This is a genomic window from Olleya namhaensis (assembly GCF_900114005.1).
GTDB lineage: Bacteria > Bacteroidota > Bacteroidia > Flavobacteriales > Flavobacteriaceae > Olleya > Olleya namhaensis.
On record NZ_FORM01000005.1, the window covers coordinates 12,646 to 26,986 of the forward strand.

A 14,341-nucleotide genomic window follows, 5' to 3' on the forward strand; every position below is an offset into this window, starting at 1 on the left:
AAAAACTCACTATTTTCATAGTGAGTTTTTTTTGTACCTATTATAAGACTGGTAACTATTATTTTTTGTAATACTTAGCGTATTTCCTGTATGAAAAGAAACCTATTACAGCAACCATTACTGCTGCTATTGCAATAAACTTAAAACTTACTATTTGATCTCCACTAGCATAACTATGTAATCCTGAAAGGTAGAAATTAACTCCAAAATAAGTCATTAAAATACTACTAAACGTTACAATTGCCATTAGGTTAAAAAACCAGCGTCCACGTAACCCAGGTACTAATCGCATGTGTATTACAAAGGCGTATAACATAATACTAATTAAGGCCCATGTTTCTTTTGGATCCCATCCCCAATATCTTCCCCAACTTTCATTAGCCCATTGTCCACCTAAAAAGTTTCCAATAGTTAACATTACCAAACCGACAGTTAACGCCATTTCCGTAATTATAGTCAATTCTTTAATATTAATGTCCATCTTAGCTTTGTTATTAGAGTTAGTTAAGATCATTAATATTAATGACACTAATCCTAATATCATACCTAATGTAAATGGTCCATAACTAGCCACAATAACAGCCACGTGAATCATTAACCAATAACTATCTAATACCGGCTGTAAATTAGCAATAGCAGGATCCATCCAGTTCCAATGTGCAATCATTAAAATCATTGCAGTTACAAATGCAGTAGACGCTAATGTTAAATCACTTTTTCTTCCAAATGCTAAACCAAAAAACATAGTCGCCCAAGCAACATAAATCATAGACTCATAAGCATCACTCCAAGGTGCATGACCTGAGATATACCAACGCGCTATTAAACCTGCTGTATGTAAAATAAACAGTCCTAAAATAATAAATTTAAATACTGTAATACTTTTATTTAACCACTTATTACTAGACTTAAAGATTTGCCAAACAAGTAATAAAAACAATAAAGTACCAGCATACATGTACCAACTAAATAACTTTTTAAACACATCATATTTGTTATATAATATCTCTGCATTTATCTTACTATCACTAAGCATTACATTAGCCCCTACCTTACCTTGCGACTTTTTGAAAGCTTCTAAAAGCTTCTCAGATTTTTCATAATCTTTAGACTTCTTAGCTTCATTTAAAGTATATAAATACCAATCAAAACTAGAACCAACAAAACTACCATAAATAGTATCTGTTATTTGTTGCTTATAGCCTTCGTTTTTATATTCAAAAGGAGAAATCCATTTATTGTTTTCATCATCCGGAATCGGAAATATTTTTAAAGAACGTCCCTCAATAGCATTACTTAACAAGTTAATACGTTGATTGGTTTCCAAAAATTCTTTCTGAATCCCTGTTTGCGATTTTAAAGCAGATGCTTCTTCTAGATAAGGGTCTAACTTATATTTAAAGTCGTCCGTAAAAAAGTCTAATAATCTTGCAAATTCTTGATCCTTTGGAATACCAATCACGCTTCTAATAGAATCCGCTTTTTGTCTTTTTAAATAGATAATTGGTACATTATACCATAACATTGGACTTTCTTGAATACTCAAGAAAATCTGATTTGCAGTCAACCCTTCATAAGTTTCATGCTTTGTTAGTTTTCTTACCAACTCTGAAGAATACGTATCAATAGGCATCATACGTCCATCTAAATCCTGAATAACAATATGACCAAACTTATCAGCATGGGCTTTTGGTGCCACATTTGCTTTTAAGATTGAATCTATTTGAAATTTTGAAGGTGCTTTACTCTCCTCCACTTCTTCATGACCATGTCCATCATTTGCGCTGTGTTGCTCTTCTTGAGCAAAAGTTGTTAAACTAAAACACAATAAAATAAGCGTCGTGATTTTAGCCTTTTTATTTTTAACCTTCTCTAACCCATTCTGTAAATCTCTAAACCTTGTGTGGTTAGCAAATAAAATAGCCATCATACCAAAATACAATAAAAAGTAACCTAAATAAGTAACCCAAGTCCCCCAATAGTCATGATTAACAGATAAAATGGTTCCTTTTAAATCTTTATCATAATCAGCTTGAAAAAAGCGGTATCCACGATGATCCAATATATTATTCATATAAATATGAAAATCAAAATCACCTTGCTCCTTATCTATAACCGTCACTTTACTTTCGTAAGAAGAATAGTTGTTTTCTGTACCAGGATATTTTTCTGCAATAAAATCGTTTAATTTTACTTCAAAAGGTAATTCTAATACTTTAGAACCATATTTTAAAGCAATATCTAAACCACCAACTTTAACTTGTTTAAAACGATTATTAGACCATTGACTACCCAATAATTTAACTTCTTTAGTTTCGCCATTAGCAGTAACATTAAGCACTACTGCGTTTTCATCTTGCTTTAAGAAACTTGCTTTTTTAACGACATCAAATTTTCCTTTTACAACAGGCTTAGGAAACACCAATTGCATATCTCCAATAACATATCTAGAACGCAGCATTAATGGCTGTATGGAATCTTTTATAAGTTTACCTTGTGCCATACTTGCCATAATCAAATATTCTCCTTCAAATGGAGAATGCACCATTAAACCGTCTGGTGTTGTTGTAATATTTACAGCCCCTTCCGTAGGTTTATCCAATGCCACTAATAAGTTATGGATGTTTTCTACTGTACCTTGTTTTAAAAAGTGATTGTGCGGCCCATTACCTCTAGCCTCAACAATTTTTAAGTAATTCTCACCAGCATCATCAGGTACAATATCTTCTTCTGCACCAAGAAAAAAGTTTGTTAATTCAAAACTAACTGGCGTGTTATTGTAATATGCGGTGTGGTCAAAGCTATTTTCCATTCTTCCAGAAAAATCTACTTCTTCATCAAACGGTAAACGTTGCGGTACACCGTCTATCATATAATCACCATCAATATATGCTGTAATGTATGTTTTTTGAGATAAAAACCCACTTTCAGTTTCTCCTTCTCTAATCGCAATCATTCCTTCAAAACCAAAGTAACGCGTAATACCAGCGCCTAAAATGATAAATATAAAGGCTAAATGCAGGGTTAAAGTCGCCCATTTTTCCTTTCGTAATAATCTAAATTTAAAAATATTACCAATAAAATTGATCATAAATAAAACCATGATAGCTTCAAACCACCAAGCGTTATAAATTAAATTTCTGGTATAAGGTGTTGGAGAAGTATCCATGTTTCTGTCCAGAATAGTTCCAACAGCCATTGCGGTTGCAAAAACAATAAATAAGACAGATGTTAATCGTGTAGAAAATAAGATTTTGGCGATTCTATTTTGCATAATAATAGGCCTTTTTTAGCTCGTGCAAATATAATCGTTTTTGTTGGTTATAATTCCTTTAAAACTTCCAAATCTTGTGTTAAAATTACGGTTTAGACTTTTGTCTAGCTTCAAAAATTTTCAAATACATAAATGTGCCCATTTTTCTTGCCCTACGCTTCGCATTATCAGCCATTTCACCTTCAAAAAATTGATCAATAGTTGCGTACCATAAATTTAACCAAAGCCCAAAATGTAGCTCTGTGATACTATGGTCTAACGTTGCATCTACTTTTTCATGCGCTTCTAGTGGGTTGCCAATATATTTATGGTCTAATTTTTTACCAATAAACAAACTAGACTCCCAAAACGTTGTTAAATGGTCTAAATGCGTGTCCCAATCTGTAATTATAGCATTAAAAATAGGACCTAACACTTTATCTGCTCTAACTTTTAAGTAAAACTGGTCTACTAAAAGCTTAACATCCTGACGGTTTGTAATGGCTTTTCTATTCATAGTAACAAAGATAAAGTTTTGTACTTTTAAATCTTTATTTTCTTAGTATTTTAGCGCTATGATTAAAATAGTTTTGCTTGGCGCAGGAAATGTGGCCACACACTTATATAAAGTATTTAAAGAAGCTTCTAATATTGAAGTTGTGCAATGGTACAACCGCAACCTAAAAGCTATTGAAATGTACAAAAACGAAGTAGACATTACCGATGACGTTAATGCGCTAATCGAAGCCGACGTTTATATTATTGCCATAAGCGATGATGCTATCGAGGCGCTAAGTACGTCTTTACCTTTTGAAAACCGATTGGTTGTACACACCTCTGGAAGTGCCCGTTTATATGACATTGACCAAAAACATTATCGTGGCGTATTTTACCCTTTACAAACCTTTAGCAAGGATGTAGATCTAGATTTTACAACAGTCCCTATTTGTATTGAAACCTTAAGAAAAAAAGATTTTAAACTATTAGAAACTATAGGAGAAAGTTTGGGGTGTAAAACTTTTAAAGTAAATCCTAAACAGCGTCCTGCATTGCATCTAGCTGCAGTATTTGTTAATAATTTTACGAATCAAATTTATAGAATAGCACACGAAATTACAGAAAAACAAGGTGCCGAATTTGATATATTAAAACCATTGATTGCTGAAACTGCTAGAAAAGTGCAAGAAGTATCGCCTTATTTAGCGCAAACAGGACCTGCAAAACGAAACGATAAAAAAACAATAAAAAGACATTTAAAATTATTAGATAATCCACATCACGAAGACGTGTATAATCTAATGACAGAATCTATAAAAAAGACACATGGACGATAAAAGCTATAAAGAATATTTACACCAAGTAACAACATTTATTTTTGATGTAGATGGTGTATTAACAAACGGAATGATTACCATTACCTCTTCAGGAGAAATGATAAGACACATGAATGTCAAGGATGGTTATGCTATGAAACAAGCGTTAAATCATGGCTACAATGTTTGTATTATCTCAGGTGGTACAAACGAAGGTGTTCGTACTAGATTAAACCATTTAGGTATTAAAGACGTGTATTTAGGTGCACATCAAAAAGTAGTGCAATTTGAAGAGTATTTAAACAACAATCAAATTAAAGCAGAAAACGTTTTATATATGGGTGATGACATCCCTGACGTACCTGTTTTAAAATTAGTTGGTGTCTCTAGCTGCCCACAAGACGCTGTACCAGAAGTTAAACGTGTCTCTAAGTACATATCGCACAAATTAGGCGGAGAAGGTTGTGTACGTGACGTCATTGAGCAAGTTATGAAAGTACAAAACAAATGGGATAGCGATTTTGACGCGCAAACATTTTAATATTATTTTTTGAGTCGTTCAAACAGAAGACATAACACAGGTTTTGGTTACATTGGTTCAGGCAACCATGCTTCGGTTTTTAACCGGAAACCAAAAGCTGTGTTTTCTCATTTAAAAACGCAACTAAATACAGAAAGTCAAAAACAATTTAAAACCGATTTTAAAACAACATCACTTTCTGATTTAGAAAAGCAAAAAATCAAAAACAAAATTAGAAAACAAGCTAAACAAAACACTAAAATTGTGGTTGTTCTGACAGTATTCTTCTTAATTTTGATTAGCCTTTTAGCCATTAAAATACTAGAAGGACTATTATCTTAAACAACCTGATACTTTACATTTTGAAACTACTTCAACTTATTCGTTTTAAAAACTTATTACTAATTGCATTAGTGCAATTTTTAATTAAATATGCCATGTTTCCGGCTTTTGGTGTTAGTACAACATTAACCCTTTTTAAATTTATTTTATTAGTAATAGCCACACTTTGTATTGCTGCTGGAGGGTATATAATCAATGATATTTTTGATGTCCAAGCGGACGCCATTAACAAACCACACAAACTAATAATTGGCAAATACATCCCAGAAGACAAAGCCTATATTTATTATATGGTATTTACTATAACAGGAGTTGTTTTAGGCTTCTATTTGTCGCATGTTATTGACAGAAGCACCTTTTTTGCCATCTTTGTTATAATAGCTGCATTATTATATATTTACGCCTCTTTTTTACAACAAATTGTATTAGTGGGTAACATTATTATTAGCCTACTAGTAGGATTAAGCCTAATTATAGTTGGGGTTTTCGAGTTACTTCCTGCTATTAACATACAAAATCAGTTTATTCAATCCTCTATGTTTGAGGTGCTTTTTGATTATGCGGTGTTTGCTTTTATTATATCTCTTATCAGAGAAATAGTAAAAGACATACAAGATATTGATGGCGATTATAAAATGGATTTTAAAACCTTACCTTTAGTCATAGGTACAACACGTGCAAAATATGTCGCTTTTGGTTTAACAATTGCATTAATTGCTATTTTAACGTATTACATAACCACCTATTTATACATGAGAGAGGTTGCTGTAATCTATTTTTTAATAGCAGTAATTGGTCCATTAATTTATATTACAATCAAATTATTTACAGCAGAAACTAAAGCACATTTTAAAACCATAAGTAATTTACTAAAACTAGTAATGCTTACTGGAATGCTATCCATGGTTGTTTACTTATTTATACTAAAGTAATTATGTTAAAAGAAAAACTAAAAGATAGACACATTATATTAGCTTCAGGATCTCCAAGAAGACAACAATTTTTTAGGGATTTAGGCTTAGATTTTGAAGTCCGCTTAAAAGACACAAAAGAAGACTATTCAGAACATTTATTACACTACCAAATAAGTGATTATTTAGCCGAATTAAAAGCAATACCTTTTCTTGAAGAATTAGAAGACAAAGACATACTAGTAACTAGTGACACCATTGTTTGGCACAAAAGCAAAGCATTGGGAAAGCCCGAAAGTAATGATGAGGCTTTTGAAATGCTTAAATCACTAAGTAACGCAACACATGAGGTAATTACTTCTGTGTGTTTTCACACCAAAAAGTTTCAAAAAACCGTAAATGCTATTACTAAAGTAACCTTTAAAGACTTTACTGATGACGAGATTTGGCACTACGTAAAAACCTATGCACCATTGGATAAAGCGGGCGCTTATGGTATTCAGGAATGGATTGGACAAATTGGCGTTATTAGCATTGAAGGCTCCTTTTTTAACGTAGTTGGTATGCCAACACATCTTGTTTACGAAACGTTAAATACCATTGCTGAAGAGTTTTAGAATTGTACTTTTATAGTTAAATCAATAACTATGACACCCTTAAAACACTCGCTTTTTATATTAGCTACCCTTGCCCTTTTTAGCTGTAACACACAAAATAAACAAGATAACAAGGCTATTGCTAAAGTCAAAACGATCAAAGCGGTCAAAACAGTAAACACTATAGCTAGCAAAGCACCTGCCTTTAAGCCTAACAAGCAATTTAACGACTACTGGTACGCAGGAGAAGCTGAGATAACATCGTACCAATTAGACCAATCTAGATATGGAGAAAACAGAAAAGGAACGGCTGTTTTAGTCTTTGTTACAGAACCTTTTCTAGCAGACACACAAGTTAAAGCGGACCAAAACAATCCCACAAATGTTAATGTTTTAAAGCTAAATAGCACCAAAAAGTTCAATACAGGTATTTATCCATATAGCATTATGCAAAGCACGTTTTACCCGATTGCCAACAATCAGCATGCTATAAAAGTTAGTACTTCTGTCCAAGAATGGTGCGGACATGTATATACCCAATTAAATAATCGCGAGCAATTTCAAATCACATCGCACTCCTATTTTCAAGGTGAAGCAGACCAAAAATTTAATCTAGACAAAGCTGTTTTAGAAAATCAAATTTGGACACAACTACGTATTGATCCTAGTAGTTTACCTAAGGATAATTTCGAGATTATACCAAGCTTAGAGTTTACCAGATTAACCCATGCACCTTTAAAATCTTATAACGCTTTCGCGGAAAGTAAGCCAGGACAATACACACTTACTATTAAAGATTTAGACCGTCAACTAATAATCAACTACAACCCAGAATTCCCTTATCAAATACATAGTTGGGAAGACACACAAAATGGAAAAACCTCTAAAGCCACTAAATTAGCAACATTAAAGACAGCCTATTGGAATAAAAAAAGTAATGCAGATTTAGAGTTAAGAAAAACCTTGAAATTGGAATAAAAACTATATTTACAAAATAATTAAAATACCATATGTTTTTAGACCATTTACAATCAGAATTTGGTAGCTCTGCCATTCTGCTACTTGTATTTATTATTATTCGTTCCATTTTAAAAATTTCGATAAAAAAAATTGGCCGTACCAGCGGGATCAATGATGCTAGGATTGGATTAATATCGCGCTACACCACGTTTACCTTGCTTCTAATATTTTTACTATTCTTGGCCTATATCCTTGGCGCAGAATTAGAAAATTTAGCAGTTATATTCTCCTCTGTTTTTGCAGTTATTGGCGTTGGTTTATTTGCAATATGGTCTATCCTGAGCAATATAACATCTGGAATAATCATGTTTTTTTCGTTCCCATATAAGGTCGGAGACAAAATAAAAATTCATGATAAAGATGCACCAATAGAAGCTATTATTGAGGATATTAGAGCATTTCAATTACATTTAAGACAAGATAATGGCGACTTAGTCACCTATCCAAACAACTTAATTCTGCAAAAAGCTGTAACTTTAGTACAAAAGGATGCAATCGAAGATTTTGGAGACATGCATTAATTATAGATTATGGCTAAAAAAAAACAAAAAAAACGTACCCAAAATTACAAAAAACAGATAGGACAAGTTCCTGGTGCTTTAATATATACAGGTAATAAATTAGATAATAAACTACATCTTCATGCTTTTGATTATAGTGATGAGGAGTATAAAGAAGCTGATCTACCAACAGTAGAAGATGCTTTTAATTTTAAAGATTCTGAAACCGTTACTTGGTTTAACCTTAATGGTCTAAATTTTATTGACCAAATCGAAAAAATTGGGCAACATTATAACTTACACCCGTTAATTTTAGAAGACATTGTAAACACATCTCAACGCCCTAAAATAGACGAGTACAATGACTACTTTTTTATCGTTTTAAAAATGATGTATTATGACGAGTCAGAAACTATTGTCTCTGAGCAAGTCAGCATGGTAATGGGTAAAAATTACGTCTTGACTTTTCAAGAAGCCGAAGGTGATGTTTTTGATGGTTTAAGAGAGCGTATTCGTCATAAAAAAGGACGTATTCGTGGTGAAGGATCTGATTATCTATTATACGCATTAATAGATGCTATAGTAGATCATTACTACGCTATTATCGAAACCATGGGGAACAAAATCGAAGATTTAGAGGACGAATTGTTTACCGGTTTAACACAAGAAGAAATCTCGCAACAAATACAAAATTTAAAGCGAGAAATACTAAAAATTAGACGTGCTATTTTTCCGCTTCGCGAAATTATTAATAGATTAGAAAAAAGCGAAGGAAGTCTTATTGACGAAAAAACAACACACTATTTTAGAGATGTCTATGACCATGTTATTCAGGTCACAGAAAATATTGATATTTACCGCGAAATGATTTGGAGTTTAATGGATATGTACATGACTACCATTAGTAATAAAATGAACGAGGTCATGAAAGTATTAACCATAATGGCTACTATTTTTATTCCATTAACCTTTATAGCAGGTGTTTATGGTATGAATTTTAAAAACATGCCAGAATTAGACTCTCAAGATGGGTATTACATTGTCTGGGCTGTTATGATTGTTATTTTTATAGGAATGATAGTCTATTTTAAACGCAAAAAGTGGTTATAAAGTAATAAGACATCAAATAAATATTATAATATAAAACTATCCCCTTTAGATCTTAGATTTAAAGGGGTATTTTATTTCCAATCGGCACCTTTACTATTTTTATTTATAGATTACTGTTTTATAGAACCTGTTTTCTCTAACCCCTTACCCCTTTTGCCTTTTGCCAACTGTTAATTTAAGTTAAAGAAAACTAAAAATACAATAATCACTACATGACTTGTTTATATTTGAAACACTATCAAATTATTATATACAACCATGCAAAAATTATTGGCTTCGCTCCTATTATTACTGTGCTTTTCATTGTCTACGCAAGCACAACAACCAGAAAAACTAAATGCCTCAGAAATACACCAAGCGGTTAAAAAACTAAACTTTTTAGGTTCGGTTTTATACTTAGCAGCGCATCCTGATGACGAAAACACAAGATTAATATCTTATATGTCAAACCATGTAAAAGCACGTACAGCTTACCTATCTTTAACAAGAGGTGATGGAGGACAAAACTTAATAGGACCAGAAATCAGAGAATTATTAGGTGTTATACGTACGCAAGAATTGCTAGCTGCAAGACGCACAGATGGTGGAGAACAACGCTTTACTAGAGCTAACGATTTTGGTTACTCAAAACATCCAGACGAAACTCTTGCCATTTGGAATAAAAACGAAGTCCTTAGCGATGTTGTTTTAGCCATTAGACAATTTAAGCCAGATATAATTATCAATAGATTTGACCACAGAAGCCCAGGAACAACACATGGTCACCATACAAGTTCTGCAATGTTAAGTGTGGAAGCTTTTGATTTAGCAAACGATAAAAACGCCTACCCTGATCAAGTTAAGCAATACGGAACTTGGCAACCACAACGCGAATTTTTTAATACCTCTTGGTGGTTTTATGGTAGCCAAGAAAAATTTGACGAAGCAGACAAAACCAATCTTCTAAATTTTGATATTGGTGTGTATTATCCATCTTTAGGATTATCAAACAACGAAATCGCGTCACTTGCCAGTAGTCAGCATTTATGTCAAGGTTTTGGACGTTTATCTCAAAGAGGTAGCCAAACAGAATATATCGAATTAATTAAAGGAGATTTACCAAAAGACAAATCCAATATTTTTGATGGTATTAATACGACTTGGACAAGAGTTACAGGAGGAGAAAAAATTGAAGCTATTTTAAAAACTGTTGAAACTAACTTTAATTTTGAAAATCCGGCCTCACATTTAGACCAATTATTACAAGCCAGACAATTAATTGAAGGTATTGATAGCCCACAATGGAAAACTCAAAAATTAAAAGAAATTAATAAAATAATTGAAGCGTGTGCTGGTTTATACCTAGAAGCATCGGCAAGCACACCCAATAGTGCAACAGGTCAAGTTATTGATGTAAATATTGAAGCCTTAAATAGAAGCGCAGCTGTTATTACACTAGAAAGCTACACCATTTCAAACAACAATAAAAAAAACAATTCAGCATTACTTTTAACGCCTAACGATAAGCAGGAGTTAAAAAAGCAAATTACAATCGCTTCTAAATTACAACCTACAGCGCCTTACTGGTTAAACAAAAAAGGAAGCTTAGGAATGTATAAAGTAGAAGACAAAAACTTAATTGGTAAGCCAGAAACGCCTCGTGCTATTACTATAGATTTTAATCTAAAAATTAATGGTTACCCGTTAACAATAACTAAAGATCTGATTTACCGTTATTCAAAACCTGATAAAGGTGAATTATACCGTCCTTTTGAAATTATTCCAGAAGCATCAGCTAAAATAGACCAAAAAGTAATCATTTTTGAGAATGATCAACAAAAAGACATTCCAGTTACGGTAAAAGCAGGTAAAGATAATTTAGATGGTTATGTCTCTATAGCACATCCAAAAGGCTGGTCAGTATTTCCTGAAAAGCAAAAATTTGAAATCGCAAACAAAGGTCAAGAACAAACCTTAATATTTACAGTTATACCTCCAAAAAATCAAAGTGAAGGATTACTAAGCCCTATGGTTTATGTTGGATCCAACGTTTATACTAAAGAGCTAGTTGAGATAGATTACGAGCATATTCCGTTTCAAACGGTATTACTACCAAGCGAAAGCAAAATAGTAAGATTAGACATCCAAAAGCGTGGTGAAAATATCGCTTATATAGAAGGTGCTGGAGATGTTGTTCCAGAAAGTTTAAAACAGATAGGATACAACGTTATGGTTTTAAAACCTGAAGAAATCACTGCCGAAAGGTTAAGTGCTTTTGATGCAGTCGTTGTAGGAATTAGAGCGTATAATATTGTTGATGCATTAAAATTTAAGCAAGATATTTTATTCGATTTTGTTGAAAAAGGAGGAAATATGATTGTACAATACAACACTAATCGTCGTTTAAAAACAGATCAAATTGCACCGTACGATTTAAAATTATCAAGAGATCGTGTTACGGACGAAAATGCTGAAGTTACATTACTTGCTCCAGAACATGACGTCTTAAATTTTCCAAATAAAATAACGCTAAAAGATTTTGAAGGATGGACACAAGAACGTGGTTTATATTTTCCGGACCAATGGGCTCCAGAATTTACCCCTATCTTATCTATGCATGATAAAGACGAAACTGCTAAATCTGGAAGTTTATTAGTCGCTAAACATGGAAAAGGACACTACATCTATACAGGTTTAAGCTTTTTTAGAGAATTCCCTGCTGGTGTTTCTGGTGCTTACAGATTATTTGCTAATATGTTAAGTATAGGAAAAGAAAATAGTATTAATGATAATGGATTAAAAAACTAAATCATGCAAGACCAACCAAAATACCAATGGAAACCATTATACACAGTGCTTTTAGTAGCAAATGCGTTATATATCGTTGCGTTTTACTTAATCACTAAACTGTTTTAAATTATGCAAACTTTAGATTGGATTGTTCTAATTGGAACATTATTAACCATTGTTGTATATGGGACTTATCAAACCCGTGGCAGTAAAAATGTACAAGATTTTTTAAAAGGCGGTAGTAATAGTAAATGGTGGACCATAGGTTTATCTGTAATGGCTACACAAGCTAGTGCTATTACATTTTTAAGTACACCAGGACAAGCGTTTCACTCTGGGATGGGATTTGTTCAATTTTATTTTGGATTACCTATTGCTATGATTGTGATTTGTATGGTGTTTATTCCACTATACCACAGATTAAAAGTATACACTGCTTACGAGTTTTTAGAGAATCGTTTTGACCGTAAAACGCGTACCCTAACAGCTGTTCTGTTTTTAATACAACGTGGATTAGCAGCAGGAATTACAATATTTGCACCTGCTATAATCCTATCGGCTGTTTTAGGTTGGAATTTATTATTATTAAATATTATTATAGGTGTTTTAGTTATTATTTACACTGTTTCTGGAGGTACAAAAGCAGTAAATGTGACTCAAAAGCACCAAATGGTTGTAATTTTTACAGGAATGGTTATTGCTTTCATTTTAATATTAAACCAATTACCTGATGATATTACCTTTAAAAAAGCACTAGACATTGCAGGAGCAAGTGGTAAAATGGAGGTGTTAGATTTTTCTTTCGACCTAAATAATAGATATACTGTTTGGAGTGGATTAATTGGTGGTACGTTTTTAATGCTTTCTTATTTTGGAACAGATCAAAGTCAGGTACAACGTTATTTATCTGGAAAATCTGTAAAAGAAATGCGTTTAGGATTAATTTTTAACGGATTACTTAAAGTGCCAATGCAGTTTTTTATTCTGTTAGTTGGTGTTATGGTTTTTGTGTTTTATCAATTTAACGAAGCACCAGTAAACTTTAACCCTACCGCAACAGAAGTTGTATTAAATTCAGAATACGCAGACCAATATAATGCGCTTCAATTAGAACAAAAAGAAATTTTTGACCTTAAAAAGGAAACCATCTCAGCATTTGCAAAAGCAGATGGTACGGTAAACCAAGAATTAATAGCCAGTTATAACGCTAAAAGTGATACCATAAGAGCGCATGCTAGAGACTTAATAAAAAAAGCAGGAGAATCTAAAGGTTTAAAAGTAGAGAGTAATGATAAGGATTATGTGTTTATACACTTTATACTAAACAATTTACCAAAAGGCTTAATCGGATTATTATTAGCAGTTATTTTAAGTGCTGCTATGTCTAGTACGGCTTCAGAGCTTAATGCTTTAGCGAGTACAACAACAATAGATCTTTATAAACATAGAGTCGGCCCAAAAACTGACGAAGAAATGGTTAAAGCCTCTAGAGGGTTTACGCTACTTTGGGGTATCATGGCTATTGGAGTCGCCTGCGTCGCCAATTTAGCAGAAAACCTCATACAACTAGTTAATATTATTGGATCTATATTTTATGGTAACGTCCTTGGTATTTTCTTATTAGCCTTTTTCTTTAAGCAGATTAAAGCCAATGCTGTATTTATTGCAGCATTAATAACGCAAGTATTAGTGATTGGATTATTCTTTTTAGATGAATATGAAATAATTAACCTACCCTTTTTATGGTTAAACTTTGTAGGTTGTGCTATTGTAATGGCTATTGCTTTTATAATTCAGGCACTATTTAATAGTACTGATAAAGCAACTATTTAGAGCTTAGTTTGTAAACATGAAACAGTAACCAAATCTGATAATTAAAATTCTAAATACATCAATTTAATAATATAACCTACTGATTTTAAGTAAAAACAGTAAAAAATGCAATTTTTAGCAACTTTGTAATACGCAATTCAAAACAAAAGAGTACTTTCGCGCCTTATTAAAAAA

Annotated in this window: 12 protein-coding genes; 10 read left to right on the top strand and 2 right to left on the bottom strand. The window is 32.6% G+C overall.

Going from position 1 to position 14,341, the window contains the following annotated elements:
* Positions 1-58: 58 nt before the first annotated feature.
* Positions 59-3,274 (bottom strand): cytochrome c biogenesis protein CcsA, encoded by a 3,216-nt coding sequence (gene ccsA, locus BMZ09_RS08680; RefSeq protein WP_090839559.1) that lies wholly within the window; start codon positions 3,272-3,274, stop codon positions 59-61.
* A gap of 85 nt (positions 3,275-3,359) precedes the next feature.
* The gene (locus BMZ09_RS08685; RefSeq protein ID WP_090839561.1) at positions 3,360-3,770 is read right to left on the bottom strand and encodes a group III truncated hemoglobin; all 411 of its coding nucleotides are present in this window, start codon (positions 3,768-3,770) and stop codon (positions 3,360-3,362) included.
* 58 nt (positions 3,771-3,828) lie between these two features.
* Between BMZ09_RS08685 and BMZ09_RS08690 the strand changes: the two genes are divergently transcribed.
* The 10 genes from BMZ09_RS08690 (at position 3,829) to BMZ09_RS08735 (ending at position 14,167) form a co-directional block, all read left to right on the top strand.
* On the top strand, positions 3,829-4,587 hold the full coding sequence (locus BMZ09_RS08690; RefSeq protein ID WP_090839564.1) for a Rossmann-like and DUF2520 domain-containing protein: 759 nt from the start codon (positions 3,829-3,831) through the stop codon (positions 4,585-4,587).
* Complete coding sequence (locus BMZ09_RS08695; protein ID WP_090839566.1) at positions 4,577-5,107, top strand: KdsC family phosphatase; 531 nt, start codon at positions 4,577-4,579, stop codon at positions 5,105-5,107. Before BMZ09_RS08690 ends, BMZ09_RS08695 begins: the two co-directional genes overlap by 11 nt.
* Before the next feature lie 9 nt (positions 5,108-5,116).
* On the top strand, positions 5,117-5,428 hold the full coding sequence (locus BMZ09_RS08700; protein ID WP_090839568.1) for a hypothetical protein: 312 nt from the start codon (positions 5,117-5,119) through the stop codon (positions 5,426-5,428).
* 20 nt (positions 5,429-5,448) lie between these two features.
* Positions 5,449-6,360: a geranylgeranylglycerol-phosphate geranylgeranyltransferase gene (locus tag BMZ09_RS08705; RefSeq protein WP_090839570.1), complete on the top strand. Its 912-nt coding sequence runs from the start codon at positions 5,449-5,451 to the stop codon at positions 6,358-6,360.
* Between the two features lie 2 nt (positions 6,361-6,362).
* Positions 6,363-6,956 carry a Maf family nucleotide pyrophosphatase gene (locus BMZ09_RS08710; RefSeq protein WP_090839572.1) on the top strand — a complete coding sequence of 198 codons (594 nt, stop codon included), beginning with the start codon at positions 6,363-6,365 and terminating at the stop codon, positions 6,954-6,956.
* 30 nt (positions 6,957-6,986) lie between these two features.
* Positions 6,987-7,913: a septum formation inhibitor Maf gene (locus BMZ09_RS08715; RefSeq protein WP_090839576.1), complete on the top strand. Its 927-nt coding sequence runs from the start codon at positions 6,987-6,989 to the stop codon at positions 7,911-7,913.
* 32 nt (positions 7,914-7,945) lie between these two features.
* The gene (locus BMZ09_RS08720; protein ID WP_090839578.1) at positions 7,946-8,476 is read left to right on the top strand and encodes a mechanosensitive ion channel domain-containing protein; all 531 of its coding nucleotides are present in this window, start codon (positions 7,946-7,948) and stop codon (positions 8,474-8,476) included.
* A 9-nt stretch (positions 8,477-8,485) separates the two neighbouring features.
* A complete protein-coding gene (gene corA, locus BMZ09_RS08725) occupies positions 8,486-9,565 on the top strand; it encodes a magnesium/cobalt transporter CorA (protein WP_090839580.1) in 1,080 nt (359 codons plus the stop codon).
* 258 nt (positions 9,566-9,823) lie between these two features.
* Positions 9,824-12,352, top strand: coding sequence for a PIG-L family deacetylase (locus BMZ09_RS08730; RefSeq protein ID WP_090839582.1), 2,529 nt, complete (start codon positions 9,824-9,826; stop codon positions 12,350-12,352).
* A gap of 111 nt (positions 12,353-12,463) precedes the next feature.
* Positions 12,464-14,167, top strand: a complete 1,704-nt coding sequence (locus BMZ09_RS08735; protein WP_090839585.1) for a sodium:solute symporter family protein — start codon at positions 12,464-12,466, stop codon at positions 14,165-14,167.
* Positions 14,168-14,341 lie beyond the last annotated feature (174 nt).

What these genes read in the sequence shown, in the direction of transcription:
- ccsA (WP_090839559.1), bottom strand. Translation starts at nt 3,274, where the DNA reads ATGCAAAATAGAATCGCCAAAATCTTATTTTCTACACGATTAACATCT.
- BMZ09_RS08685 (WP_090839561.1), bottom strand. Translation starts at nt 3,770, where the DNA reads ATGAATAGAAAAGCCATTACAAACCGTCAGGATGTTAAGCTTTTAGTA.
- BMZ09_RS08690 (WP_090839564.1), top strand. Translation starts at nt 3,829, where the DNA reads ATGATTAAAATAGTTTTGCTTGGCGCAGGAAATGTGGCCACACACTTA.
- BMZ09_RS08695 (WP_090839566.1), top strand. Translation starts at nt 4,577, where the DNA reads ATGGACGATAAAAGCTATAAAGAATATTTACACCAAGTAACAACATTT.
- BMZ09_RS08710 (WP_090839572.1), top strand. Translation starts at nt 6,363, where the DNA reads ATGTTAAAAGAAAAACTAAAAGATAGACACATTATATTAGCTTCAGGA.
- BMZ09_RS08715 (WP_090839576.1), top strand. Translation starts at nt 6,987, where the DNA reads ATGACACCCTTAAAACACTCGCTTTTTATATTAGCTACCCTTGCCCTT.
- BMZ09_RS08720 (WP_090839578.1), top strand. Translation starts at nt 7,946, where the DNA reads ATGTTTTTAGACCATTTACAATCAGAATTTGGTAGCTCTGCCATTCTG.
- corA (WP_090839580.1), top strand. Translation starts at nt 8,486, where the DNA reads ATGGCTAAAAAAAAACAAAAAAAACGTACCCAAAATTACAAAAAACAG.
- BMZ09_RS08730 (WP_090839582.1), top strand. Translation starts at nt 9,824, where the DNA reads ATGCAAAAATTATTGGCTTCGCTCCTATTATTACTGTGCTTTTCATTG.
- BMZ09_RS08735 (WP_090839585.1), top strand. Translation starts at nt 12,464, where the DNA reads ATGCAAACTTTAGATTGGATTGTTCTAATTGGAACATTATTAACCATT.